This is a genomic window from Streptomyces sp. NPDC044064 (assembly GCF_056434245.1).
In genome coordinates this window covers 405,533-430,216 of the sequence record NZ_JBWKFN010000004.1, presented here as the reverse complement: position 1 = coordinate 430,216, position 24,684 = coordinate 405,533, and the positions used below count along the sequence as shown (strand labels likewise).

The following is a 24,684-nucleotide window of genomic DNA, read 5'->3' as shown; positions in this document are numbered from 1 at the left end:
CCGATAGACCCCGCTATGATCCGTTTCGCCACGGCTTTTCCAGCGTCGCACTCCGTCGCCTTGGCTGCGCCCGGAACGTCTTGACCGGTAGGCTTTCCGTGTGATCTTCAAGCGCATCGGAAACGGCCGGCCGTACCCCGACCACGGCCGGGAAAGCACCCGGCAGTGGGCGGACGTCGCGCCGCGCCCGGTCCGCCTCGATCAGCTCGTGACGACCAAGGGGCAGCTCGACCTGGAGACCCTGCTGGCCGAGGACTCGACGTTCTACGGCGACCTCTTCGCGCACGTCGTGAAGTGGCAGGGCGATCTGTACCTGGAGGACGGCCTCCACCGCGCGGTCCGCGCCGCCCTCCAGCAGCGCCAGGTGCTGCACGCACGCGTGCTCGAACTCGACTGACCGCGGCACGACACGGCGTTGACCCTTTCGGGTTCCGCTGAGCGGCGTCTACTGATCATCTAATAGGCATCGCCGCCCAGGCGCACTACGCTGCGCTCATGAGCATGCTGACTCCCCCCGGCATGGGCGGCCAGTACCGGATCACGGGGGACAAATACCCTCGGATGCGCCCTCCGCGGCGACGCGGCAGGCTCGTGTTCGCCGTAGTGGCGTCCGTCGCCGCGCTCGGCCTGATCGGCTGGGGCACGCTGCAGCTCATCGACGTCTTCACCGGCGGCGACAAAAAGACCTCGGCGTCCGGCACCAAGTCCCACTGCCGCACGAAGGCGAGCACCACCGCCGCCCGGGTGAAGGTGCCGCCCAAGCCCGGTGAGATCACCGTGAACGTCTACAACGCCACCGCGCACACCGGGCTCGCCAAGGACACTGCGGACGAGCTGAAGAAGCGCGGCTTCAAGATCGGTGATGTGGGCAACGCGTCCAAGGAGTTCGACAAGAAGGTCAAGGGCGCCGGGATACTCCTCGGCCCCGCCTCCGCGCTGAACACCTCGCTGCCGGTGCTCGCCACCCAACTGCCCGCCGCCGAGCACCGCACCGACGCGGCCCGCAAGGGCGCCGATCTGGACCTGATCATCGGTGACGGCTTCAAGACCCTCACCCAGCGGGCGGCCGCGGACCGAGCCCTGGCCGAACTGGCCGACCCGGAGCCGGCGGCCGCGACGAAGAAGAGCTGCTGAGGAACGCCTTGAAAGGGCGCGGGGCCGTGTTCGACACGCGGCCCCGCCACGCGGTGCCTACTCGGCCGCGCCGTAGAGCCGGTCCCCCGCGTCCCCGAGCCCGGGCACGATGTACCCGTGCTCGTTGAGGTGGTCGTCGACAGCCGCCGTGACGACCGTCACCGGCGTCCCCGCCAGCTCGCGCTCCATGACCTCGACGCCCTCGGGCGCGGCGAGCAGCACCACCGCGGTCACGTCGTCCGCACCGCGCTTGATCAGCTCCTGGATGGCGGCGACCAGCGTGCCGCCGGTGGCCAGCATCGGGTCCAGCACGTACACCTGGCGGCCCGAGAGGTCCTCGGGCATCCGCGAGGCGTACGTGGAGGCCTGCAGCGTCTCCTCGTTGCGGATCATGCCCAGGAAGCCCACCTCGGCGGTCGGCAGCAGCCGGACCATGCCGTCCAGCATGCCGAGACCGGCGCGCAGGATCGGCACGACCAGCGGACGCGGGCGGGCGAGCTTGACGCCGGTGGTCCGTGCGACCGGCGTCTGGAGGTCGACCTGCTCGGTGCGCACGTCCCGCGTGGCCTCGTAGGCGAGCAGGGTGACCAGTTCGTCGGCGAGTCGCCGGAAGGTCGCGGAGTCGGTGCGCTGGTCGCGCAGCGTGGTGAGCTTGTGGGCGACCAGGGGGTGGTCGACGACGTGGAGACGCATGTCCCTAACAGTAACCGCGCCCGGTGGCCCCTGGCTCTGGCATCAAACCGCCCGTCCGAGGGAAAGTGGGAGGGACGGACCGGGGGTGGTGTGACTGTGCCAGACCTGCCTGACCGCAAGACCGGCGCCGCCGAGGACGCCGTCGGGCCGCAGCAGCCCGAGACGGACGCCCAGCGCCGGCGCCGCCGCGCCCAGTTCCTGCGCGAACTCGCCGAAGCCCGCGCGCTGCGCGAACGCGTCCAGCCCCGACGCGCCAAGGCAGCCCGGCTGCGCCACGCCATGCGTATGCGGACTTTCCGCTGGTAGGCGGAGCCCGGTGAACGGGCGACGTCAAGGTGAGATCCAGGTGAGGAAGATCCTTGCCCGCTCCGGTGTTTGGGCGGTGGGCGTGCGTGGGCGCAGGGAAAAGCCGCGTACGATCCGCAGGTGGCGGCAACGAGTGCGCTGGTGAGTCCTTTTCCCCCGGGATGCGGACACACGATCAAAACAGCCAGACACAGGGAGCCGAAGACGTCCCCTGGACGCCTTGTTTCTGCCACGATTCCGAGTGGGTGGGGCTCGGAGCACAGCTCTCTCCGCCCAGAACCTCCGCCGGGGGGACCCCCAACCGGCACGCCTAAGACCAGTGGGAGAGTCACGGTGTACTTCGCCGCACTGCTCGCGCGCACCGAAGACGGGTGGGAAGCGAGCGACACAGAGCTCGACGATGTGGAGACCCTGTCGGATCTGGCCGACCTGGCCCGGGAAGCCACTGCCGACGAGGACACGGTGTTCGTCCTGATCGAACAGGAGGACTCCTGGTTCGGTCTCGTCCGCGTGGACGGCGAGGAGGACCCTCGCATCTTCGTCTCCGACGCGGCCGCCGCCGCCCGCAGCGCCTACGGTGAGCTGCTGCTCACCGACGAGCTGCTCGGCCGGGAGCCCGGCGCCGACGACGGCACCGACCTGGACTCCCTGGACCTCGACGGCACCGAGGACGGCGAGTCCGAGGACGAGGACCAGGACGACGACGAGACCGCAGCCGGCGGGGTGCCGCACGGCCCGGTGGGCGACGGCAGCATCCTCGACGACCTGGGTGTCAGCGAGAAGGAACTGCGCGGCCTGGACCCGAACGAGGCGCTGGCCGAGATCGCCGAGGCCCTGGGCGCCTCGGAGGTGCTGGAGACCGTCCGCTGAGCGCTTCGCACACGGAAGGCGCACCGGACCCGGTACGCGACCGCTGGCGGGCCGCCATGCGGCTCGCCCTGGACGAGGCCGGGCTGGCCGTCCGGGGCGGGGACGTCCCCGTCGGAGCCGTCGTGCTGTCCCCGGACGGCACGACGGTGCTCGGGGCCGGGCACAACGAGCGCGAGGCCACCGGCGACCCCACGGCCCACGCGGAGGTCCTCGCCATCCGGCGGGCCGCTGCCAGGCTCGGGGAGTGGCGGCTGACCGGCTGCACGCTGGTGGTCACCCTGGAGCCCTGCACGATGTGCGCGGGCGCGCTCGTGCAGTCCCGCGTGGACCGGGTGGTCTACGGCGCCCGCGACGACAAGGCGGGGGCGGCCGGCTCCCTCTGGGACGTCGTACGCGACCGGCGGCTCAACCACCGGCCCGAGGTCATCGAGGGCGTCCTGGCGGAGGACTGCGCCCGGATGCTCACGGAGTTTTTCCGGGGCCGCTGAATACCGATTTCAAACCCTGCCCCACCTTGCTGTAGGGTCTCCCTCGGTAGCGTGTCCGAGCGGCCGAAGGAGCTCGCCTCGAAAGCGAGTGTGGCGCAAGTCACCGAGGGTTCAAATCCCTCCGCTACCGCTGTAGAAGGGCCCCGTCGCGAGACGGGGCCCTTCGTGCATGACCGGACAGGGATCCGGCAAAGAACCTCGACGGGCGGGCCGTTGGCCCCCGCGGGGGGCGTGAAGGTTACACTCGCGGCCGGCAACAGGGGTCCCACGGGGCACACAGGCACAGGGGAGGCCGCGGTGACGGTGAACGCCAAGAAGATCGCCGTGTACGTGCTCGTGGTCTTCGCGCTGTACGTGATCATCACGGATCCGGCGAAGGCGGCCGACTACGTCCAGATAGCCTTCGAGGGCATATCGGACGCGGCCAAGGCCATAGGCGACTTCATGACCTGGATCGCCGACGGAGCAAAGAACTGAGCGGAAAGCCGAGAGAGCTGAGGTACGCCCCATGATCCGCCACCTGGTCCTCTTCAAGCTCAACGAGGGCGTCGAGCGCGACGATCCGCAGGTCGTCGAGGGTGTCGCCGCCTTCCGGGCGCTCGGCGGCCAGATCGAGGAGCTGCGCTTCTGGGAGTGCGCCTGGAACATGAGCGACCGGCCGATCGCCTACGACTTCGCGATCAACTCGGCGGTCGAGGACACGGACGCCCTCAAGCGCTACCTGGAGCACCCGGCCCATCAGGCGGGTGTCGCACTGTGGCGGGAGTTCGCCACGTGGGTGATCGCCGACTACGAGTTCTGAGCCCCTCGCTCCGGGAGCCCTCCGCCGGGAACGGCGGGGGGCTTTCGTGCATCTCGTGACCCAACTTGGCGCTGCCTGACCACAACACGGTGTTATCCGGTGCTTGCACACAGTGCACATGTCTTGTGATGCTATGACCGCTTTTGACGGATGATTGACCGATGAAGAGGTGGCGTTGACCGTGTCGGCCAGTACTGCGCCGCCCCAGGACGAGGCGCCCGCCCCAGCCCCCGCCGCCGCTCCCCCCGGCCCCGCCACGGAACCTCCCGCCCCCGAGAAGCGGCGCGGCGCCGACACCCGCGCCCTGACCCAGGTGCTCTTCGGCGAGCTGAAGGACCTCAGGCCGGGCACCCCGGAGCACAACCGCGTGCGCGGGGCACTCATCGAGGCCAACCTCCCGCTCGTGCGCTACGCGGCCGCCCGCTTCCGCTCGCGCAACGAGCCGATGGAGGACGTCATCCAGGTCGGCACCATCGGCCTGATCAACGCCATCGACCGCTTCGATCCCGACCGGGGCGTCCAGTTCCCGACCTTCGCGATGCCGACCGTCGTCGGCGAGATCAAGCGGTACTTCCGGGACAACGTCCGCACGGTCCACGTACCGCGCCGGCTGCACGAGCTGTGGGTGCAGGTCAACAGCGCCACCGAGGACCTCACCACGGCCTTCGGGCGCCAGCCGTCGACCGCCGAGATCGCCGAGCGCCTGCGGATCGGCGAGGACGAGGTGCTCTCCTGCATCGAGGCCGGGCGGTCGTACCACGCGACCTCCCTGGAGGCCGCACAGGAGGGTGACGGGCTGCCGGGCCTGCTGGACCGCATCGGCTACGAGGACCCGGCCCTGGACGGCGTGGAACACCGCGATCTGGTCCGCCATCTCCTCGTCCAACTCCCCGAACGCGAACAGAGAATCCTTCTTCTGCGCTACTACAGCAATCTCACTCAGTCTCAGATCAGCGCGGAACTCGGTGTGTCCCAGATGCATGTCTCCCGACTACTCGCGCGTAGCTTCCAGCGGCTGCGTTCTGCGAATCGGATCGAGGCATAACCGGCGCACGGGAGCACAGCTCGGAACACACCAGCTCGTACCCGTTCGCAAGCAGGATCGATCGGTAACCGGCGAGAGCGAATCGCTCACCAGGGCGGTTCCCGACAGTTGTGCGCCGAAAAACCGTCAGACCCCTTCTTTCCAGGGCCGATTCACATCTCGCGTGTCGACATGTCACTACAGCGTGTTGCCGACATGTGACATTCTGCGGGAAGCGCGTTTGCCGGACCTCCGGCTCCGGTATTCAGGTGAAGGCTGCGTTGCTCGAAAGGCATCGCCGCCGCGACCGTCCCGCGACCCAAAGGGGGTGGCATGTCCGCACACCAGGGCAGCTCGAAGGTGCTCACGCCCACGAGCGAGGCAGCGCCCAAGCAGCTCGACGCCATCGACGTGCTCGACGACGTCACGCCACTCGAGACTGTGCCGGCCCCGCCCGCCCAGGCTCCCGAGACCGCCCCGGCCGCCCCGGCCACGGCGGACATCGACACCCGCACCCTGTCCCGCTCCCTGTTCCTGCGGCTCGCCGCACTCGACGAGAACAGCCCCGAGCGCGCCTACGTCCGGGACACCCTGATCGAGCTGAACCTCCCGCTCGTGCGTTACGCGGCGGCCCGCTTCCGCTCGCGCAACGAGCCGATGGAGGACATCGTCCAGGTCGGCACCATCGGCCTGATCAAGGCGATCGACCGCTTCGACTGCGAACGGGGCGTGGAGTTCCCGACGTTCGCGATGCCGACGGTCGTGGGCGAGATCAAGCGCTTCTTCCGCGACACCTCGTGGTCGGTGCGCGTCCCGCGCCGGCTCCAGGAGCTGCGGCTGGCCCTCACCAAGGCCAGTGACGAGCTGTCCCAGAAGCTGGACCGCTCCCCGACGGTGACCGAACTGGCCGCGGTCCTCGGAGTCTCCGAGGAGGACGTGGTCGACGGCCTCGCGGTCGGCAACGCCTACACCGCCTCCTCGCTCGACTCCCCGGCCCCCGAGGACGACGGCGGCGAGGGCTCCCTGGCCGACCGCCTCGGCTACGAGGACACCGCGCTGGAGGGTGTGGAGTACCGCGAGTCCCTCAAGCCCCTGCTGGCCAAGCTGCCGCCCCGGGAGCGCCGGATCATCATGCTGCGCTTCTTCGCCAACATGACCCAGTCCCAGATCGGCGAGGAGGTCGGCATCTCCCAGATGCACGTCTCCCGCCTGCTGACCCGGACCCTGGCCCAGCTGCGCGAGGGGCTCATCTCCGACTGAGGGTTCCTATCTGACGGAGCGTCAGTCACCATGGCCGGATGCTTCGCACCCGGACGCTTCGCACGACGACATGGACACAGGGCCGCCGAGGCGCCGTCACGGCAGCGTCGGCGGCCGTCGTGTGCCTGGGTGTGACCCTGGCCGCGTGCGGAGGCGGGAGCCGGGACGGATACGTGGCGGTGGGCGGCGTACCGAGCCCGGCAGGCTCGCCGGGGGCACCGCCGGGAGCGGTACGGATGGTCCCGCTGGACGGGCCGGCCGCGCCCTCCGACTCACCGTCGGGCGAGGCTTCTTCGGATCCGCGCCCCGACCCGACCGGGCCGAGCACCCAGTCGGCCGACGAGAGCACCGCACCCGGCCCCGCGGACGCCTCGCCCAGCACCACCGGCGAGGGTACGACCGCTCCGGAGCAGCCGTCGTCCCCCGCCCCGGCCCCCAGCCGCACCAGGCCTCCCGCACCCGCCGACCTCGGCTGGGGCGCCCCCTCTCGGGGGGACACGGACAAACGCTGGTGCGAGAAGGTGACCGTCGGCTTTCACAACTCCGGCGGGACGTCGGTGCGTTCGGGCACGGTGACGTTCGGCACGCACATCATCGGCGCGCTCGGCATCGACTGGGGGACGGTCGACTCGACCGTGGACCTCCCGGTACCGATCGGACCGGGGGCGCGCACGGACCACACCTGGACGGTGTGCGTCGACGCCTGGCGCGTCCCGCTGGGCATGCACATCGAGACGCGGGACGTGTCCGTCCGGTGGAGCGAATGACCCCGGTCCGGGGTCGCGCCCTTACTTGAGCGCCAGCCAGGCCACCGCCGCGACGACCACCACGGCGACGACGACGCCGATGATCAGACCGATGCGCGGGCCGGAGGAGACGGCCTGCTGCTGCGGGCCCCCCTGCGGAGCCTCGTCGACGAACGCGCGGAACATCTGGGTGCTGCCGGCGGGGTCGTAGTTGCCCTGGGGGCCCTGGGTGTTAGCCATGGCCCGAGACACTAGCGAATCCAGGTGGCCTACCCAAGTGCGGGGCCACCGGGACAGAGGGGGGCAGGCCCCCCGCCCCCACCTGCACGTTTACGGTTGCAATACTTGCCTTTGCCAAGTTTTTGCGTCAGCCCACCCCGATTTGTTTGCCTGCAGCAACCAACAGATCTATGGTTGCCCCAAGCAACGAATACGGGAGGTGTGATGGCCGAGCAGGCGCAGTACGAAGAGCTGGCGCGTCAGCTCAGTGCCGTCGGAGCCGTGAAACGGGACATGGGGCGGATCCTGCCGCCCGAGTGTCCGGCCGGCTCGGCCGCCGTGCTGACCCTGCTCGGTCGCCACGGCGACATGCGCATGAGCAAGCTCGCCGAGCTGCTCGCCGTGGACATGTCGGTCACCAGCCGGCATGTCGCGCACGTCGCCGCGCGCGGCTGGATCGAGCGGTCACCGGACCCCGCGGACAAGCGCTCGCGCATCCTGCGCCTGACGCCCACGGGCCTGGAGCAGCTCGACGAGCTGTCCCGGCGGACCACCCATCTGCTCGCCGACCGTCTGAGCGACTGGACCGACGAGGAGGTCGGCCAGCTCATCCGGCTGATGACGCGCCTGCGCGCCAGCTTCGGCGACTGCCGGTCCGCCCCGCCACGGCTGCCCGCACCCGTAGTCGAAGAGACCACCCGTACACCCGCTCACACGTAAGAAAAGGAAGCCCATGGCAACGACCACACCAGCCGGTGTGCGGGCTCACGCCAAGCACGGGGGAAGCGCGCAAGGCGTCTCCGGGCACGCCCCGATGTCCCACCGGCAGATCATGGAGGCGCTCTCCGGGCTGCTGCTCGGCATGTTCGCCGCCATCCTGTCGTCCACCATCGTCTCCAACGCCCTGCCCGAGATCATCCAGGACCTCGGCGGCGGACAGAGCGCCTACACCTGGGTCGTCACGGCCGCGCTGCTGGCGATGACCGCCTCCACCCCGCTCTGGGGCAAGCTCGCCGACCTGGTCAGCAAGAAGGCGCTCGTCCAGATAGCCCTGGTCATCTACATAGCGGGCTCGGTCGTCGCCGGTCTGGCGCAGAACCCGGGCATGCTGATCGGCGCCCGGGTCATCCAGGGCCTCGGCGCCGGCGGTCTGACCGCGCTGGCCCAGATCATCATGGCCGCGATGATCTCCCCGCGTGAGCGCGGCCGGTACTCCGGCTACCTCGGCGCGACCTTCGCCGTCGCCACCGTCGGCGGCCCGCTCGTCGGCGGTGTCATCACCGACACCGACTGGCTCGGCTGGCGCTACTGCCTGTTCGTCGGTATCCCCTTCGCGCTGATCGCGCTGTTCGTGCTGCAGAAGACGCTGCACCTGCCGGAGACCAAGCGCAAGGTCAAGGTCGACTGGGCCGGCGCCTTCTTCATCACCGCCGCCGTCAGCCTGCTGCTGGTCTGGGTCACCTTCGCCGACGACAAGTACGACTGGCTGTCCTGGCAGACCTACACGATGGTCGGCGGCGCGCTGCTGCTCGCCCTGATCTTCCTCTTCGTCGAGACGAAGGCCAGCGAGCCGATCATCCCGCTGCGCCTCTTCAAGAACCGCACCATCGCGCTGGCCTCGGTCGCCTCCCTCTTCGTCGGCATCGCGATGTTCGCCGGCACGGTGTTCTTCAGCCAGTACTTCCAGCTGGCGCGCGACAAGTCCCCGACGATGTCCGGTGTCATGACGATCCCGATGATCGCCGGTCTGTTCGTCTCCTCCACCGTCTCCGGCCAGGTCATCACCAAGACCGGCAAGTGGAAGGCCTGGCTGGTCACCGGCGGTGTGCTGCTGACCGCCGGTCTGGGTCTGCTCGGCACCATGCGGTACGACACCGACTACTGGAAGATCGCGATCTTCATGGCGGTCATGGGCCTCGGCATCGGCATGATGATGCAGAACCTGGTCCTGTCCACCCAGAACCAGGTCGCCCCGCACGAACTCGGCGCCGCCAGCTCCGTCGTCACCTTCTTCCGCTCCCTCGGCGGCGCGGTGGGCGTCTCGGCACTCGGCTCCGTGATGTCGACCCGGATCACCCACTACGCCAAGGACACCATCGGCCAGCTCACCCCCAAGGAGCAGCTGGCGGCCGCCAAGGCCAGCGGCTCCGGTCAGCTGCCGGACATGGACCTGCTGCCCGCGCACATCCGCGCCTGGCTGGAGGGCGCCTACGGGCACGGCATCGCCGACATCTTCCTGTACATCGCGCCGGTCGCCTTCCTCGCCTTCCTGGTCACCCTGTTCATCAAGGAGGTCCCGCTGCGCACGACGGGCGCCCTGGCCCAGGCCGCCGAGGCCGGCAGGGCCGAGGCTCCGGCCGCCGCCACCGTCGCGCAGACCGCCCCCGCCGAGGAGAACGTGCCCAGCTGGGCCGCCCCGGTCGTGAGCACGCAGGACGGTACGGAGGCCGCCCCCACCGATCAGTTCACCGCCGTCGCCACCCTGCCCGCCCCCGACGAGCACGCCTCCGGCGGCACCCCGGTCCACGGCTTCGTCCGCGGCGCCGAGAGCGCCCCGGTCCCGCAGGCCGCGGTCACCCTGATCTCGCTCGCCGGCCGCCAGCTGGGCCGCGCGGTCGCCCACGCCGACGGCTCCTACGGGCTGAGCGCACCGGGCACGGGCTCGTACGTGCTGATCGCCTCCGCCGACGGCTACCAGCCGCAGGCCTCCACGATCGTGGTGGGCGAGGACCCGCTGTCGTACGACATCCTGCTCAGCGGCACCAGCGGGCTGAGCGGTGTGGTCCGGGCGGCCGGGAGCGCGCTGCCGGTCAAGGACGCGATGGTGATCGTCACCGATGTGCGCGGGGACCTGCTGGCCACCGCGGCCAGCGGTGAGCAGGGCGAGTTCGCCTTCACCGAGCTGGTGCCGGGCGTGGTGACCGTCGCGGTGAACGCGGCCGGGTTCCGTCCGCGCGCCCTGCCGGTCGAGATCGGCGCCACCGGCGTCACCCGGATCGAGCTGAACCTGGACGCCGGCGCCCAGCTGCAGGGTGTCGTCCGGGCCCCGCACGGCCCGCTGGCCGACGCCCGCGTGACCCTCGTGGACGCGGCGGGCAACGTGATCGGCACCGCCACCACCGGGACGGACGGCGCGTACGCCTTCGCCGACCTGGACAACGGCGAGTACACCGTCATCGCGACGGGCTACCCGCCGGCGGCCACCGCCCTGACCGTCTCCGGCACCGGCGTCGACGGCCACGACATCGAACTCGCCCACCCCGGCGAGTAGTTCGGCCCCGGCCCGTGGTGCGCGCACCGCCATGCGCGCGCCACGGGCCGGTTTCATTCGACCAATTTGTAAGCCTTTGTAATTCCTTGCAGGGAGAAAACGGGATGGGACTGACCGCGAGGATCCGCACCCGGGACGGATGGGCCGTGTCGCACGCCGTCGTCACGGTGACCGACATGACCGGTGCGCAGGTGCTGCGGGCCGAGGCGGACGCCGAGGGTGCCGTACGGGACGCCACCGGGCTGGCGCCGGGGGCGTACACGGTGATCGTGACCGCCGTCGGGTACGCGCCCGCCGCCTCCAGCGCGATCGTCACCGCGAGCGGCCGGGCCGAGGTCGGCACCGTGACCCTGGCCCGGCAGGGCGGCACCGAACTGCCGCCACCCGGCCCCTGGACCATCGACCCGGTGCACTCCTCCGTCGCCGCCGTCGCCCAGCACCTGGGCATCTCCAGCGTGCACGGCCGGTTCACGGAGTTCGGCGGAGCCATCGAGATCGCCCCCGACGACGTCACCAAGTCCCGTGTGGAAGCGGTGATCCGGGCGGCTTCCGTCGACACGGGCAACGGGATGCGCGACACCCACCTGCGGTCCGCCGACTTCCTCGACGTCGAGCGGCACCCGGAGATCACCTTCCGCTCCACCGGCCTGGCCCAGGCAGGCCCGGACCGCTGGACGGTCCACGGCGAGCTGGCGATGCACGGCGTCGTACGGCCGGTCGACCTGGACCTGGCCTACCTCGGCACCGGCGCCGACCCGTGGGGCGGCACCCGGGCCGCGTTCCGCGCCACCACCGAACTCCACCGCGAGGACTTCGCGATGAACTACAACCAGGTCCTCCAGGCGGGCATCGCCGCCATCGGCACGACCCTCAAGGTCGAGCTGGACATCCAGGCGGTCCAGGGCGAGGCACTGCCCGCCGCCTGAGGCGCGCCGGTGAGCCTGAGCCCGGCAGGGTCAGGCTCACCGGACCCTGCTCGCCCTAGGCTGCGGCCATGGCACCCCACATCGCGACGAACACCCGAGTCTCGCCGGCCGAACTGCTGGACTTCGTACGCCCCCGCCACCGCGCCATCCTGCTCACCCGCCGCACCGACGGCAGCCCCCAGGGCTCCCCGCTGACCTGCGGCGTGGACGACTCGGGCCGGATCGTGGTCTCCACCTACCCCGAGCGCGCCAAGACCCGCAACGCCTGGGGGCACCTCCCAGGCCGTTAAGGCACTGGGGGAGCGAACCCTGGGTCAGCCTGATCGTCCTGAGCGACGAGTGGAACGGCCCCTGGGTCCAGATCGACGGTACCGCCGAGGTCCTCGACGCCCCCGACTCCGTCGAGCCGCTGGTCGAGTACTACCGCAACATCGCCGGCGAGCACCCCCAATGGGACGAGTACCGGGAGGCGATGATCAAGCAGGGCAAGTCGATCATCCGGATCACTCCACAGCGATGGGGTCCGGTGGCGACCGGCGGCTTCCCGGCACGGCTGGTGGAAGGGGAGTAGTCAGCCGCGCTCGACCATCGCCTCGATCCCGGCCACCAGCAGGTCCAGGGCGAAGGTGAAGTCACGGTCCATCATCTCGGCGACCGTGTCGCCGCCGCGGGCGTCCATGATCTCCTTGGTCTCCTGGAGGTAGTCCGCGGCCTCGGGGTCCTCCCGGGCCGAGCTCATGGCCTGCTGGAAGTAGTCGTCCGGGGGCAGCCCGGAGTCCTCGATCCGGGACTGGAAGTGGCCCTCCAGCGTGCCGTAGCCGTACACGAACTGGAACACGGCCGAGATGGCGCCGGTCACCCGGTGCGCGGGCAGCCCGGTGCGCCGGATGACCCGCTGCACACTGCGCGAGAAGGCGAGCGACTCGGGACCGATGTCGAGGTACCGGCCGGCCAGGGGCGACATCCACGGGTGGCGCACCAGCAGCGCCCGATACTCGGCGGCCAGCGCCCGCAGCTGCTCCCGCCAGTCGGCGCTGTCCTCCGGCGCGGGCAGCCGCAGCTCGCCGTAGGCCGCGTCCAGGGCGAGTTCGAGCAGGTCGTCCTTGGTGTCGACGTACCAGTACAGGGACATCGCGGTGACGTTCAGCTCACCGGCGAGCCGCCGCATGGAGAACTTCGCCAGCCCCTCGGCGTCCAGCAGCCGCACGCTCACGGCGGTGATCCGCTCCCGGTCGAGCCCCGAGGGCTGTGCGCTGCGCCCGCCACGCCGCGTCTTGCCCTCCAGCCACACACTGGCCCGCACCGACCGCGCACCCGCCTTCGCCATCGACGCACCTTTCCGGAGATCCGGCCACTTCCAACGATGCCAGGAGTGCAGCCAACCTGGGGGCGCGGGGAACTGCGCGAACAGCCACGGCGCACCCGCAGCCGCACGCATACCCATCCCCCGGGGCTCTTAGGCGACATTCCGCTCTGCCCGTCGCAAAAGCCGTCCGCCATCGGTCCGCTCAGTCACCGGCCTTCTGGGTGAGGTCGTAGAAGGTGGCCGAACCGACCGTCACCTTCTTGAAGTTGCTCTCGACCCACGAGGTGATCCGGGACGACGTGCCGCTGTTGCTGCCGCCCATGCCACCGCCCATACCGCCGCCGGCGATGAAGTAGTGGATCTTTCCGTCCGCCACGTACTGCTTGAACTGGGCAAGCGTCGGGGACGGGTCGGTGCCGTTGAAGCCGCCGATCGCCATCACCGGGTCACCGGTGGCCAGCTGGTAGCTCGCGGCGTTCTGGGAGCCGATGGAGGCGGCGACCCAGGTGTACTTGTCCGCGTCCTTCTCCAGCAGCTTCCTGGCCGCGGAGCCGACGTTCGCTCCGTTCAGCAGGCCGCCGGCGCCACCGCCGCCGCCCATACGGCCGCCTTCACCCAGCCCGCCGGCACCCGGGAACCCGTTGCCGTTCCGCTGGTTCTGGCCCTGGCCCTGGCCCTGGCTGTTGCCGTTCTGGCCGGGCATGCCCCCGCCGGGGAAGCCCTGGCCCTGGCCGCCCGGCATGCTCCCGTTGCCGTTCTGCTGCCCCTGCCGGCCCTGCTGGCCCGGCATTCCGCCGCCGAAGCCCCCGGGCGCCCCGCCACCGTTGCCGGCGCCCGGACGTCCGCCGCCGAAGCCCATCATGCTCGCGCCCGCCGGACCGGCCGTAGGGATGGAGCCGGTGTGTGCGGAGTTCACCGTGCTGAGGGTGTACGCCGTCGGACCGGCGAGCGCGGCCACCAGGCCCACCGCCGCCGCACCGAGGGCGAGCTGCCGCGAGATACGGCCGGCGAAGACCAGTCCGAACGCGGCCGCGAGCCCACCGATCAGGACCAGCCACTTCAGCCAGGGCAGGTAGGTGGAAGTGCGGTTGAGCAGGACGTAGCCCCAGGCGGCCGCGGCCACCACGGCGGCGGCGAGCGTGAGCGACGCCCAGATCTCCTTCCGCTTGTCCCACAACAGCCCTGCGCCCATGCCGGTGACGGCCGCGATGTAGGGGGCGAGGGCCACCGTGTAGTACTGGTGGAAGATGCCCGCCATGTAGCTGAAGACCACCATGGTGATCAGCAGCGAGCCGCCCCACACCAGGAACGAGGCGCGCGTGACGGACGTACGGCGCGCCTTGCGGGTCGCCCAGAGGCCGGCCGCCAGCAGGATCAGCGCGGCCGGGAGCAGCCAGGAGATCTGGCTGCCGATCTCGGAGCTGAACATCCGGTCCCAACCGGTGGCGCCCCAGCGGCCGGAGCCGTTGCCCCCGCCCCCGCCCCCGACGCTTCCGGTCTCGTCGCCGTTGATCCGGCCGAGGCCGTTGTAGCCGAAGGTCAGCTCCAGGAAGCTGTTGTTCTGCGAGCCGCCGATGTAGGGGCGGGAGGAGGCCGGCCACAGCTCGACGACCGCGACCCACCAGCCGCCGGCCACGACGAGCGCGACGGTCGCCAGGCCCAGCTGCAGCAGCCGCTTGCGCAGCCTCACCGGACCGCAGACCGCGTAGACGACGGCCAGCGGCGGCAGGATCAGGAAGGCCTGCAGGGTCTTGGCGAGGAACGCGAAGCCGATCGCGGCACCCGCCCACACCAGCCACCGGGTCCGCCCGTCCTCGACGGCACGGACGACGAAGTAGCAGGCCGACGCCATCAGCAGGGCCAGCAGCGCATCCGGGTTGTTGAACCGGAACATCAGCGCCGCGACGGGGGTCAGCGCGAGCACCGCGCCCGCGATCAGTCCGGCCGCGGGGCTGAACCGGCGCCGTACACCCGCGTACACGACCGCCACCGTGCCGACGCCCATGAGGACCTCGGGGGTGAGGATCGCCCACGAGTTCAGGCCGAAGATCCGCACCGACAGCTCCATCGGCCACATGAAGGCCGAGGGCTTGTCGACGGTGATGGCGTTGCCCGCGTCCAGCGAACCGAAGAAGAACGCCTTCCAGGACCTGCTGCCCGCCTGGACGGCCGCCGAGTAGAAGGAGTTGGCGTAGCCGGAGGCGCTCAGGTTGTAGAGGTAGGTGACGAGGGTGAGGGCCAGCAGGCCGAGGAAGGCCGGGCGTGCCCAGCGCGGGTCCTCGGGGCGGCCGCGCCACAGTCTCCGTACGAGCGGCTGCCGCACCTCACCGGCCTGCGGGGGAGCGGCCGGCGGCGGTCCCCCGGCGCCGGGAGTGTCCTGCCGGGTGGTCGGCTGGTCGTAGTGCGTGGTCATCGGGGGTCCCCCGGGTCGGTGTCGTGAGGGCGTACGGGCTGCAGCCGCATGGTGGTGTCCCGCCAGGTGCCGTCCGCGGCTTCACCGGCGTGGACCTGGGTGGTCCGGTACGGCTGCCGGTACGGCACCGGGCGCGGCGGGAGCGGTGCGTACGGAGCCGTCGTGGTGCAGGCGGGCGAGGACGGGTGGTGTGTCGCCACCACCGTCGGTTCCGGGCCGGGCTCCCGGCGGTCCGGGAACACCCAGGCGCGGAAGAGCAGGAAGCGCAGGACGGTCGCCGCGAGGTTGGCGGCGATGAGTACCGCCAGCTCGGTGGAGTGCGCCGGGTGGCCGGTGGCCGCGTTCAGGGCGGCCAGGGAGCCGCTGGTCAGGGCGAGCCCGATGCCGAAGACGACCAGGCCCTGCGCCTGGTGCCGGACGGCGCCGCCCCGGCCGCGCACGCCGAAGGTCAGCCGGCGGTTGGCGGCCGTGTTGGCGATCGCCGAGACCAGCAGGGCGAGCGCGTTGGCGACCTGCGCGCCGGAGAACTGCCGGAAGACGCTGTAGAGCACGAGGTAGAAGAGCGTCGACAGGCCGCCGACGACACAGAATCCGACGAGCTGGCGGGCCAGTCCCTTGGGCACGTCCTGGATGTCGCGGTCGCGCGGGTCGTCGCCGAAGGGCCGGGTGAGCCGGTCCAGCGGCAGCGAACCGCCGGCCAGCGCCTTGCCGATGCGCCACACGCCCCTGAGGTCGTCGGTGGCCGTCCTGACGATGTGCACGGTGGAGTCGGGGTCGTCGACCCAGTCGACCGGCACCTCGTGGATCCTGAGCCCCGCCCGCTCGGCGAGCACCAGCATCTCGGTGTCGAAGAACCAGCCGGTGTCCTCCACCAGCGGCAGCAGCACCTGGGCGACATCGCGCCGGATGGCCTTGAAGCCGCACTGCGCGTCCGAGAAGCGGGCCTGCAGCGAGCCGCGCAGGATCATGTTGTAGGCCCGGCTGATGAACTCACGCTTGGGGCCGCGCACGACCCGGGAGGTACGGGCGAGCCGGGAGCCGATCGCCAGGTCCGAGTGGCCCGAGATCAGCGGCGCCACCAGCGGCAGCAGGGCGTTGAGGTCGGTGGACAGGTCGACGTCCATGTACGCGAGGATCGGCGCGTCGGACGCGGACCACACGGTCCGCAGGGCGCGCCCGCGGCCCTTCTGCTCCAGCCGGAAGTTGGCGACCTGCGGGATCTCCGCCTCCAGCCGCGCCGCCACCAGCGGGGTGCTGTCCGTGGACGCGTTGTCCGCGATCGTGATGCGGAAGGCGTACGGGAAGGTGCGCGTGAGGTGATCGTGCAGTCTGAGCACGCACGGCTGGAGGTCCTTCTCCTCGTTGTAGACGGGGATCACTACGTCCAGGACAGGCGTACCGGCGTTTCCGGCCGGGAGGTGCTCCCGCGCCGGCAGGGTGCCGGGAGAAGAGTCGGTTCGCATGGAACCGACTCTCGTCAGGCGCCCTGTTGCACCGATGTGGTGGCACTGTGCTGTGCCTGTGAGTGCTGTTGCCAGCTCATTTCCGGCTGCGGCTGCGGGGCGAGGGCCGGCAGATGCACCGTGAACACGGTCCGCCCGGGCCCGCTGTCCACGGTCACGGCACCGCCGTGCGCGGCCGCGACGGCCTGCACGATGGCGAGTCCGAGCCCGGTGGAGCCGGTGGCGCGGGAGCGCGCGGAGTCCCCGCGCGCGAACCGCTCGAAGACGTGCGGGAGCAGTTCGGGCGGAATCCCCTGCCCGTTGTCCTCGACGTCGATGCACATCCAGGGACCGCGCCGCTGCACGCGCGCGGTGACCGTCGTACCCGGCGGGGTGTGGTTGCGGGCGTTGCCCAGCAGATTGACGAGCACCTGCTGCAGGCGGGCCGCGTCCGCGGACACGAGCGCGGGCTCGTCGGGCAGGTCGAGCCGCCAGTTGTGGTCCATGCCGGCCGCGCGGGCGTCGCTGATGGTGTCCACGACGAGCGGGACGAGGTCGCTCTGCTCGAACTGCAGCGGCCGGCCGGCGTCCAGCCGGGCGAGGAGCAGCAGGTCCTCCACGAGGAGGGTCATCCGTCCGGCCTCGGACTCGATCCGCCCCAGCGCGTGCCGGGTGTCGGGCCCGACCTGCTCCCGCCCGCGCCGGGTCAGCTCGGCATAGCCACGGATGGAGGCGAGCGGAGTGCGCAGCTCGTGGCTGGCGTCGGCGACGAACTGCCGGACCCGCGTCTCGCTCTGCTGGCGGGAGTGCAGGGCGCCGTGGACGTGGTCGAGCATCCGGTTGAGCGCGGCGCCGACCTGGCCGACCTCGGTGTGCGGGTCGCACTCCGACTCCGGGACCCGCTCGCTGAGGTTCACCTCGCCGGTGTGCAGCGGGAGTTCGGAGACCCGGGTGGCGGTGGCGGCGACCCTGCGCAGGGGGCGGGTGGCCACGCCGACGATGACGAAGCCGGCGAGGGAGGCGGCGAGCAGTCCCGCCAGGGTGACGCAGACCTCCACGACGATCAGGGTGTCGATGTTGTCGTCGACGTCCTTGGTGGGCAGGGCGACGTAGTAGGCGTCGCCGCCGTCGGGGCTCACCTTGTACTGGACCCGGTAGTCCCCGAGACCGGGAAGCTCCACCGTGTGCGCGTTGCTGTCCTTCGGCACCGCGGCGAGCGCCCGCTTCTGCGCGGCGGTGAGAGCGACGGCACTCATCTTGCGGAACCGGTTGTAACTGTCGTTCAGCTGCACGGCCTTGCCGGCGCCGGCGATCGAGCCGTTCTGCACGTACGCCGCGACGGTGTTGGGCTGCGTCGGGCCGAAGGTCAGCAGGTGCTCGATGCGTTCGCTCGGCGTGCTGCTGGTCTTGGACGGTGCATCGGGCGCCGTCGGGGCGTCCGGCTGGGCGCCGCCCGGCAGCCGGCCGCCCGCCGCGCGCATGGCGATGTCGCGGACCTTGTCGTCCAGCTGGTCGTAGAGATGGGTACGCAGCGCGAGCGTCGTCACGGTGCCGATCACCGCGCAGACCACGGCGATCAGCACCACGGACGCGACGACGAGCCGCGTCCGCAGGGTGCGCGGTTGTCCCTTCCGCTTCTGCGGACGCGGCCGTCGTCGCCCGCTCATGACGCGGCGGGCTTGATCAGGTAGCCGGCCCCACGCCGGGTGTGGATCATGGGCTCGCGCCCGGCGTCGATCTTCCGCCGCAGATACGAGATGTACAGCTCGACCACGTTGGCCTGCCCGCCGAAGTCGTACGACCACACGCGGTCCAGGATCTGCGCCTTGCTGAGCACCCGCCGCGGATTGCGCATGAGGAAGCGGAGCAGCTCGAACTCCGTGGCGGTGAGGTGGATGGAGTCCCCGGCCCGCGAGACCTCGTGGCTGTCCTCGTCCAGGGTCAGGTCCCCGACGACGAGCACCGAGTCGGACCGCCGGTCGGCGGCCCCGGACCGGCGGATGAGCCCCCGCAGCCGCGCCACGACCTCTTCCAGGCTGAACGGCTTGGTGACGTAGTCGTCGCCGCCGGCGGTGAGGCCGGCGATACGGTCCTCGACGGCGTCCTTGGCGGTGAGGAAGAGGACGGGCACGTCGGGCAGTTCGCGGCGCAGCCGCCCGAGGACGGTCAGCCCGTCCATGTCCGGCAGCATCATGTCCAGCACGACGGCGTCGGGCCGGAACTCACGGGCCGTCTGGACGGCCCCCTGGCCGTCGCCCGCACTCCTGATCTGCCAGCCCTCGTATCGAAGGGCCATGCTCAGCAGTTCGGTGATCGACAGCTCGTCGTCCACCACAAGCACTCGGACGGGGCTCCCGTCCGGCCTCAGCAGTTCGGTGCGCCCCTGGGGCGAGGTCGTGGTCATGGTGGACACCATGTCGGGGTCCTCTGAGAACACGCTTTCACGAATCTGTGATTTCCCTAAGAAACACACAGGCGCCTCTCAGGGAATGCCTGGGAACCGGTCACGCACGCGTGAACCCGTGGCTGCTCTCGACCCGGGCGATGTGGATCGCGTACCGCTCGTACCACCGCTCCCGCCCGTGCCGCTTGGCGTCCAGGTGCTCGGGGTGCCGGCGCCACTCCTCGATCCCGGCGAGGTCCCGGAAGTAGGCGACGGAGATCGCGAGTCCGCCGGGGGTGTGGGCGAAGTCCTCGCCGAGGAAGCCGGGGATGCTCCGGACGAGGCCGGAGAGACGGCGGGCGGTGTCGGTGTAGCCGTCGGGGTCGAGGTCGGTGCGGGCGGAGGTGAACACGACGGCGTAGTAGGGGGGTTCGACGGGAGGGGTGGGGACGGGGGCGGCGACAGGGGCGAGGTGGTTTTCGCTCATGTCGGCCACGATGCCCGCCGGCGGTGCCGGGGGTCCATGGACCTTGCCCGAAGGGATCCGTACGGGATCCAAGTCTTGACCTTCGGCCGCGGGTCAGAAGAGCCCGTCCTGTTGCCGTCTGAACTCCCTTGCCGGGAAGGTGAGAGTGCCGGCCTCCCCCGGCAGCGGTGTCAGCTCCCATCCGGTCATGAGCCGGGTGTCGAGGACGACGACCCCACGCTCGCCGACCGCCAGATGCAGATCGGGTCCGGCGGCAGCGACCAGCTCACCGCTGACGGCCCCGCCGGGGACCAGCGCGACGACGTCACCGATGGCGGTCTGCGGGCGGGAGAGCCCGAAGTGCCGGACGTGATCGACGGGTCGGCACGGCTCACGGGTCAACGACTCGGGCCACCCGCCGAGTACGACGGCACGCGCATGCAACTCCCTCACTTCCCTGGCCCTCTCCCCCTCGGTATCCGGCAGCGCCGTCCGCACCGCACGCTTCTCGGCGTACGGGATCCGGTCCGGGACCTGGAGGGCGGCACGCAGCAGCTCCTCGGTGCGCCGGGCCGCCATCAGCGGACCGGTTCCCAGCCAGCTGAAGCAGACGGCACCCTGCTCGAGCAGCCGCGCCGGACCGCGCTCGACGGCGGTGATGCCGACCTTGACCATGCCGGGCCCGAACCAGGCCAGATAGACGCGGTACGGCCGCGGATCGTCGGCCATCGTGTCGGCGGCCACGGAGTGCGCCCGGTCCAGCCGCGCGCACTCCTCGCACCGGGCCCCCGTACTCCGCCCCGGCACCACGGACCCCACCGGACACACATGCCCCCGCGCCCCCACGCACCGCCGCGCCGAACCCTCGGCGACACCGAACGCGACCCGCTTCCCCCACGGCAGCGCACTGCGCCGCCCGCCGTCCCAGACCAGCACGGGGCCGTCCGGCGTCCAGCGCAGTCCGGAGCATCTCCACATGTGTGCCATCGCTCTCGAGGTTAGAAGAGAGCACCGACATCGCCCCGCGGGCGGCCGGGAGGGTCCTACGACTCGGCGCGCACCTCGCCCTGCGCCACGGCCACAGGCACCGCGTTCACCGCGCTCCGCCCCCGCCCCGCCAGCCGGCACGCCACACAGGCGGCGTGTCCCTCCCGGGCCCGGGTGTCGCGGACCCGCATCCCCCACTGGTCACGTGGCCGCACGCCCGGCGGCTTGCCCCAGCCGGACAGGTGCAGGAGCCAGGTGACCAGGGCGCTCACGGCCACGATCACCAGTCCGCCCACGACGGCCGGCACGGAGGCCGTGCACACCCCCAACCCCACCCCGCTGCCGCCGACCGCAGCGATGGCGACGCCGGTCCAACCGGCGATCGTGTGACCCTCGTCGTACAGACTCATGGAACCGCCTCCGGGGCAAGATCCCTCACGGGCTAAGACATTTACCACCCGAATATCTCACGAGCTAAGGGATTCCGAAAGATGGACGGCACCCCCCGACCGCCCGCCACCCCGGGCCAGGCGCTGTCGGCGATGGACCACCTCATCGCCGCCCACCTGATCGGACAGCAGGAACTGGCCCGGCGGCTGGGACTGAACGTCACCGACCTGACCTGCTTCGCCTTCGTCCTGGAGGCCGGCGAGGACCTCCTCACGGCCGGCGACCTCGCGGCCCGCGCCCACGTGACCACGGGCGCGGTGACCGGCATCCTCAACCGCCTCGAACGCGCCGGCTACGTCACCCGCCGTCCCGACCCCGCGGACCGCCGCCGGGTGCGCGTGGCCGCCGTACCGGCCGCCGTGACCCGCGTCGAGGCCGTGTACGCGGGCCACTACCAGCGCCTCACGGCCCTGTTCACCGACTACTCCCCCACGGAGCTGGCGGTCATCACGGACTGGTTCACCCGGGCGACGGCACTGGCCCACGCGTACCTGGAGAAGCTGAACCGGAACGACCCGGAAGAGGAGTGCTGAGCCCCCGGCTGGGCTGGTGCTCGCCCCGAAGCCGCCATCCACGGTCGGACCGGCGCCGTCGTCGACGTCCGACGCCGGGCTGTGGCCCAGGCTGTTGACCGCCCGCTGCTGCGACTGCACCGAGCGGACCGAGGTCGTACCGCCGGACCCGCCACTGGAGTCGCCGCCGGCGGCGCGGCACGGAGGCGGCCGGGGAGGGGGTGATGAGGGACACCGTAAGAGGGGAGTGTCACGCCCGCGCGGCTGATCGTCCCCGTCACCTACGCGCGATAATCTCCCCGCTCAACTGCACTGACAGTGACCGAAAACTGATCGTGAATGAAACAGGGGGGACAGCAGGTGTCTGGTGATCAGGGGGGTGGCGGCGAGCCGTCCGGCAGAGAGCGGCTCGCCGCCGAGATGCGGCGGCTGAAGCAGGAGTCCGGACTCAGTTTCGGGCGGCTGGCCGACAGGACCCACTACAGCCGTTCGTCCTGGGAACGCTTCCTGAACGGGAAGCAGTTGCCGACCTCGGTCGCCCTGCAGGAGTTCGCGGCCGTCATGGAGGCGGACGCGGAGTACCTGACGGGGCTGCTGGAACAAGCCACGGGGGCAGGGGACTTCGGCGACGAGACGGCGGTGGACGAGAGTCCTCCCGAAGGGGGCCCGCCGGCCGGAACACCGGCGACCGCCACCACCACGGACAACGAGACCTCGCCCGCCGGGACCTCCGCCGACAAGGCCCCGGCGGACGACACCACGGTGGACGGTCCACCAGCGGAACCGGCCTCCGAGCCGGAGTCCGAGCCCGCGCCCGCCGACCGGGACGGGAAAGCCACCACCCGGATCTGGCGGACCAACCTGCGCCGGGCCGGGCTGGTCGCCACCGGGGCCCTCGCGGGCAGCCTGGTCACCGTGGCCGTGCTCACCGGAGTGCAGGCCACCTCCCGCTCGGGCGGCACGGACTCCGCCTCCAGCGGGGAGAACCTCACCCAGCACAGCCCGAAGCCGCCGAGCGCCGGCTGTTCCCACGACACCTGCCTGCGGCGCGACCCCCAGGCCATGGACTGCCAGTGGGACGCGACGACCGCCCGGGAGACCTGGCTGCGCGGCATGCACATAGAGCTGCGCTACAGCCGGGCCTGCGGTTCGGTCTGGGGGCGCATCGAGAACGGCGCGGTGGGCGACTCCGTCACCATCAAGGACAAGTACGACCTCCAGCAGTCCGCCACGATCCGGGTGGACCGCGACACGTACACGAGCATGCTCGCCGTGACCGCCGGGGCACCGCCCACCTCGATCACCATCTGCGGCACGATCCCGAAGTACCACGCGATGGAGTGCTCACCCGAGGGCTCGATCCAGCCCTGACCTCCACGACGGCGTCCTGGGACGCGCGGCGATGGGCCCGGGGGCTCCCCCTCCGGGCCCTTGCCCGTCAGCCCCGGAAGGCTCGTGAGCGGGCAGGTCCGTGCCGGTGCGCGATCACTGGCGCAGCCCGGCCCTACAGCGTGTCGTCGCGTTCCAGGATCAGGCTGATCGAGCCGTCTTCGAGGTCGATGCCGCCGTCGAGGTGCTCGTGGTAGCCGCTGCGGAGCTCGGGACCGGCGAGGCCGATGAGGCGTTCGACCAGGTCCCGCAGTCCTGCGGCGTTGGCTGCGACGGTTATTTCCGTGGCCGAGCCGTACACCTTGATCCGGGCTTCATCCATGCGGTCACGCTACAGCGGCACTTCTTACGCCCACCTGCTCCGGATGGATCAGCAGCGGGGCTGGACGCACCAGGCTCCTGAAACGCCGAAGGCCCCGGATCTCTCCGGGGCCCTCAATCTGTGTGCACTCGGCAGGATTCGAACCTGCAACCTTCTGATCCGTAGTCAGATGCTCTATCCGTTAAGCTACGAGTGCTTATTTTTTGTCTTCGCTCCCGGCCCTTTCGGCCCGCTCGCGGCGACAGGAAGAACATTACATGACTGCCGCCGTCATGTGAAATCCGATTCGCACACCCCTTGTGACCTGCGAAAACGCCGATCGGGCGGGGATGAGGAAGATCCTCGGGCGGTCCGGGACCGGCCACGGAACACCACGGGAACACCGAAGCCCCGGTCCTGGGGACCGGGGCTTCGGGATCGGTGCGGAGGCGGAGGGATTTGAACCCTCGATGGGCTTTGAGGCCCAAACCGCATTAGCAGTGCGGCGCCATAGACCGGACTAGGCGACGCCTCCAGCACAACCACTCACGCGAGCGCGCGATTGGTGCGTGCAGATGATGACACAGTCGAGCGTGCTGTCACCAATCGGGTCCCACGGTACTAGGCGCGGGGGCCGCAGGGCAAAGGGCTTCGCCCGGCGGGGCGGCAGGTCCGGGGCCCGGCGCAACGTCCGGGGGGCGCGAGCGTTGGGCAGGGCATGGTCTCTGTTCTGTCGGTCGTCCCGCGGGGCGCACTGGTGGCGTCCCGCACCGCCGCCGCTGCCGCCGCCTCGGTCTCGCTCTCGGTCCTGTCGCTGGCCGGCCCGGCCGCCGTACCCGCCGTCGCTGCCGCGCACGCCGTGCCCGCCGCTCCCGCCGCTCCCGCCCTGCCCCCACCCGTGCGGCCCGAGGACCGGGCCGGTGATCACCTCACCGTCGTCGTGGAGCACGCCGGCGCGGGGCGGGACGGGACGTGGGAGGTGTCCTGTCATCCCGGGGCCGGGAATCACCCGGACGTGACCGGGGCCTGCCGGGTGCTCGACTCGAACACGCACTGGGGGCGGGACACCTTCGCCCCGGTGGCCCCCGGCAGCAGCTGCACCATGCTCTACGGCGGCCCGGCCACCGCCCACGTCACCGGCACCTGGGCCGGCCGCCCGGTCGACGCCTCGTACGACCGCAGCAACGGGTGCGAGATCGGGCGGTGGGACCGGATGGTGCCCCTGCTGCCGAGGATCGGTTCGGCTTCGGGTTCGCCCTCGGATTCGCTCCAGTAGAGGCTTCGGTGCTTCTCAGG

General features: G+C 71.0%; 27 protein-coding genes, 3 tRNA genes and 1 pseudogene. 18 read left to right on the top strand and 13 right to left on the bottom strand.

Going from position 1 to position 24,684, the window contains the following annotated elements:
• The first annotated feature begins 100 nt into the window (after positions 1–100).
• Together AC07DS_RS09660 and AC07DS_RS09655 are read left to right on the top strand one after the other, a co-directional pair.
• On the top strand, positions 101–397 hold the full coding sequence (locus AC07DS_RS09660) for a type II toxin-antitoxin system VapB family antitoxin (protein ID WP_003999914.1): 297 nt from the start codon (positions 101–103) through the stop codon (positions 395–397).
• 98 nt (positions 398–495) lie between these two features.
• Positions 496–1,134, top strand: a complete 639-nt coding sequence (locus AC07DS_RS09655) for a LytR C-terminal domain-containing protein (protein WP_479143911.1) — start codon at positions 496–498, stop codon at positions 1,132–1,134.
• Between the two features lie 57 nt (positions 1,135–1,191).
• On the opposite strand, the gene upp is transcribed toward AC07DS_RS09655, so the two are convergent.
• Positions 1,192–1,827 (bottom strand): uracil phosphoribosyltransferase, encoded by a 636-nt coding sequence (gene upp, locus AC07DS_RS09650; RefSeq protein WP_479143910.1) that lies wholly within the window; start codon positions 1,825–1,827, stop codon positions 1,192–1,194.
• Positions 1,828–1,923: 96 nt separating this feature from the next.
• Between upp and AC07DS_RS09645 the strand changes: the two genes are divergently transcribed.
• The 9 genes from AC07DS_RS09645 to AC07DS_RS09605 all read left to right on the top strand — a co-directional run bounded on the left by AC07DS_RS09645 (position 1,924) and on the right by AC07DS_RS09605 (position 7,344).
• Positions 1,924–2,133: a hypothetical protein gene (locus AC07DS_RS09645; RefSeq protein WP_479143909.1), complete on the top strand. Its 210-nt coding sequence runs from the start codon at positions 1,924–1,926 to the stop codon at positions 2,131–2,133.
• 333 nt (positions 2,134–2,466) lie between these two features.
• On the top strand, positions 2,467–3,003 hold the full coding sequence (locus AC07DS_RS09640) for a tRNA adenosine deaminase-associated protein (RefSeq protein WP_479143908.1): 537 nt from the start codon (positions 2,467–2,469) through the stop codon (positions 3,001–3,003).
• Between the two features lie 56 nt (positions 3,004–3,059).
• Positions 3,060–3,491, top strand: a complete 432-nt coding sequence (tadA, locus tag AC07DS_RS09635) for a tRNA adenosine(34) deaminase TadA (RefSeq protein WP_479143907.1) — start codon at positions 3,060–3,062, stop codon at positions 3,489–3,491.
• Between the two features lie 45 nt (positions 3,492–3,536).
• Positions 3,537–3,621: transfer RNA gene (locus AC07DS_RS09630), tRNA-Ser, on the top strand.
• A gap of 167 nt (positions 3,622–3,788) precedes the next feature.
• Positions 3,789–3,968, top strand: coding sequence for a hypothetical protein (locus AC07DS_RS09625; RefSeq protein WP_145878749.1), 180 nt, complete (start codon positions 3,789–3,791; stop codon positions 3,966–3,968).
• A 31-nt stretch (positions 3,969–3,999) separates the two neighbouring features.
• Positions 4,000–4,293 (top strand): Dabb family protein, encoded by a 294-nt coding sequence (locus AC07DS_RS09620; RefSeq protein ID WP_479143906.1) that lies wholly within the window; start codon positions 4,000–4,002, stop codon positions 4,291–4,293.
• Positions 4,294–4,468: 175 nt separating this feature from the next.
• Complete coding sequence (locus AC07DS_RS09615) at positions 4,469–5,338, top strand: RNA polymerase sigma factor SigF (RefSeq protein WP_479143936.1); 870 nt, start codon at positions 4,469–4,471, stop codon at positions 5,336–5,338.
• A 312-nt stretch (positions 5,339–5,650) separates the two neighbouring features.
• On the top strand, positions 5,651–6,577 hold the full coding sequence (locus AC07DS_RS09610; protein ID WP_479143905.1) for an RNA polymerase sigma factor SigF: 927 nt from the start codon (positions 5,651–5,653) through the stop codon (positions 6,575–6,577).
• Positions 6,578–6,615: 38 nt separating this feature from the next.
• Positions 6,616–7,344: a hypothetical protein gene (locus tag AC07DS_RS09605; protein ID WP_479143904.1), complete on the top strand. Its 729-nt coding sequence runs from the start codon at positions 6,616–6,618 to the stop codon at positions 7,342–7,344.
• Positions 7,345–7,365: 21 nt separating this feature from the next.
• On the opposite strand, the gene AC07DS_RS09600 is transcribed toward AC07DS_RS09605, so the two are convergent.
• Positions 7,366–7,563 carry a hypothetical protein gene (locus tag AC07DS_RS09600; RefSeq protein ID WP_479143903.1) on the bottom strand — a complete coding sequence of 66 codons (198 nt, stop codon included), beginning with the start codon at positions 7,561–7,563 and terminating at the stop codon, positions 7,366–7,368.
• Positions 7,564–7,767: 204 nt separating this feature from the next.
• On the opposite strand from AC07DS_RS09600, the gene AC07DS_RS09595 reads away from it, so the two are divergent.
• The 4 genes and pseudogenes from AC07DS_RS09595 (at position 7,768) to AC07DS_RS09580 (ending at position 12,310) form a co-directional block, all read left to right on the top strand.
• Positions 7,768–8,262: a MarR family winged helix-turn-helix transcriptional regulator gene (locus AC07DS_RS09595; RefSeq protein WP_391339899.1), complete on the top strand. Its 495-nt coding sequence runs from the start codon at positions 7,768–7,770 to the stop codon at positions 8,260–8,262.
• A 94-nt stretch (positions 8,263–8,356) separates the two neighbouring features.
• Positions 8,357–10,813 (top strand): MFS transporter, encoded by a 2,457-nt coding sequence (locus AC07DS_RS09590; RefSeq protein ID WP_479143935.1) that lies wholly within the window; start codon positions 8,357–8,359, stop codon positions 10,811–10,813.
• A gap of 104 nt (positions 10,814–10,917) precedes the next feature.
• Positions 10,918–11,739, top strand: a complete 822-nt coding sequence (locus AC07DS_RS09585) for a YceI family protein (protein ID WP_479143902.1) — start codon at positions 10,918–10,920, stop codon at positions 11,737–11,739.
• A 68-nt stretch (positions 11,740–11,807) separates the two neighbouring features.
• Positions 11,808–12,310: pseudogene (locus AC07DS_RS09580) on the top strand (PPOX class F420-dependent oxidoreductase).
• On the opposite strand, the gene AC07DS_RS09575 reads toward AC07DS_RS09580, so the two are convergent.
• From AC07DS_RS09575 to AC07DS_RS09540, 8 genes are all read right to left on the bottom strand, one after another.
• The gene (locus tag AC07DS_RS09575; protein WP_479143901.1) at positions 12,311–13,066 is read right to left on the bottom strand and encodes a TetR/AcrR family transcriptional regulator; all 756 of its coding nucleotides are present in this window, start codon (positions 13,064–13,066) and stop codon (positions 12,311–12,313) included.
• Between the two features lie 181 nt (positions 13,067–13,247).
• A complete protein-coding gene (locus AC07DS_RS09570) occupies positions 13,248–15,458 on the bottom strand; it encodes an ArnT family glycosyltransferase (RefSeq protein ID WP_479143900.1) in 2,211 nt (736 codons plus the stop codon).
• Positions 15,455–16,921: a bifunctional glycosyltransferase family 2/GtrA family protein gene (locus AC07DS_RS09565; protein ID WP_479143899.1), complete on the bottom strand. Its 1,467-nt coding sequence runs from the start codon at positions 16,919–16,921 to the stop codon at positions 15,455–15,457. Before AC07DS_RS09565 ends, AC07DS_RS09570 begins: the two co-directional genes overlap by 4 nt.
• A gap of 14 nt (positions 16,922–16,935) precedes the next feature.
• The gene (locus AC07DS_RS09560; RefSeq protein WP_479143898.1) at positions 16,936–18,567 is read right to left on the bottom strand and encodes an ATP-binding protein; all 1,632 of its coding nucleotides are present in this window, start codon (positions 18,565–18,567) and stop codon (positions 16,936–16,938) included.
• Positions 18,564–19,304: a response regulator transcription factor gene (locus tag AC07DS_RS09555; RefSeq protein ID WP_186581467.1), complete on the bottom strand. Its 741-nt coding sequence runs from the start codon at positions 19,302–19,304 to the stop codon at positions 18,564–18,566. The genes AC07DS_RS09560 and AC07DS_RS09555 overlap by 4 nt, the downstream gene beginning before the upstream one ends.
• A gap of 100 nt (positions 19,305–19,404) precedes the next feature.
• A complete protein-coding gene (locus AC07DS_RS09550; RefSeq protein WP_479143897.1) occupies positions 19,405–19,770 on the bottom strand; it encodes an antibiotic biosynthesis monooxygenase family protein in 366 nt (121 codons plus the stop codon).
• 93 nt (positions 19,771–19,863) lie between these two features.
• Entirely contained in the window at positions 19,864–20,736 is an 873-nt protein-coding gene (locus AC07DS_RS09545; RefSeq protein WP_479143896.1) for a DUF2797 domain-containing protein, read from the bottom strand.
• 56 nt (positions 20,737–20,792) lie between these two features.
• Positions 20,793–21,146, bottom strand: a complete 354-nt coding sequence (locus tag AC07DS_RS09540; protein ID WP_479143895.1) for an HGxxPAAW family protein — start codon at positions 21,144–21,146, stop codon at positions 20,793–20,795.
• A gap of 81 nt (positions 21,147–21,227) precedes the next feature.
• On the opposite strand from AC07DS_RS09540, the gene AC07DS_RS09535 reads away from it, so the two are divergent.
• Both AC07DS_RS09535 and AC07DS_RS09530 read left to right on the top strand, forming a co-directional pair.
• The gene (locus AC07DS_RS09535; RefSeq protein WP_479143894.1) at positions 21,228–21,719 is read left to right on the top strand and encodes a MarR family transcriptional regulator; all 492 of its coding nucleotides are present in this window, start codon (positions 21,228–21,230) and stop codon (positions 21,717–21,719) included.
• A 339-nt stretch (positions 21,720–22,058) separates the two neighbouring features.
• Positions 22,059–23,069 (top strand): helix-turn-helix domain-containing protein, encoded by a 1,011-nt coding sequence (locus tag AC07DS_RS09530; RefSeq protein WP_479143893.1) that lies wholly within the window; start codon positions 22,059–22,061, stop codon positions 23,067–23,069.
• A gap of 133 nt (positions 23,070–23,202) precedes the next feature.
• Here the strand turns inward: AC07DS_RS09530 and AC07DS_RS09525 are convergent, their stop codons facing one another.
• The 3 genes from AC07DS_RS09525 to AC07DS_RS09515 all read right to left on the bottom strand — a co-directional run bounded on the left by AC07DS_RS09525 (position 23,203) and on the right by AC07DS_RS09515 (position 23,923).
• Complete coding sequence (locus AC07DS_RS09525) at positions 23,203–23,409, bottom strand: Imm32 family immunity protein (RefSeq protein WP_479143892.1); 207 nt, start codon at positions 23,407–23,409, stop codon at positions 23,203–23,205.
• Positions 23,410–23,532: 123 nt separating this feature from the next.
• A tRNA-Arg gene (locus AC07DS_RS09520) sits at positions 23,533–23,605 on the bottom strand.
• Positions 23,606–23,832: 227 nt separating this feature from the next.
• A tRNA-Ser gene (locus AC07DS_RS09515) sits at positions 23,833–23,923 on the bottom strand.
• 183 nt (positions 23,924–24,106) lie between these two features.
• On the opposite strand from AC07DS_RS09515, the gene AC07DS_RS09510 reads away from it, so the two are divergent.
• Positions 24,107–24,664, top strand: coding sequence for an SSI family serine proteinase inhibitor (locus AC07DS_RS09510; protein WP_479143891.1), 558 nt, complete (start codon positions 24,107–24,109; stop codon positions 24,662–24,664).
• The last annotated feature ends 20 nt before the right edge of the window (positions 24,665–24,684 follow it).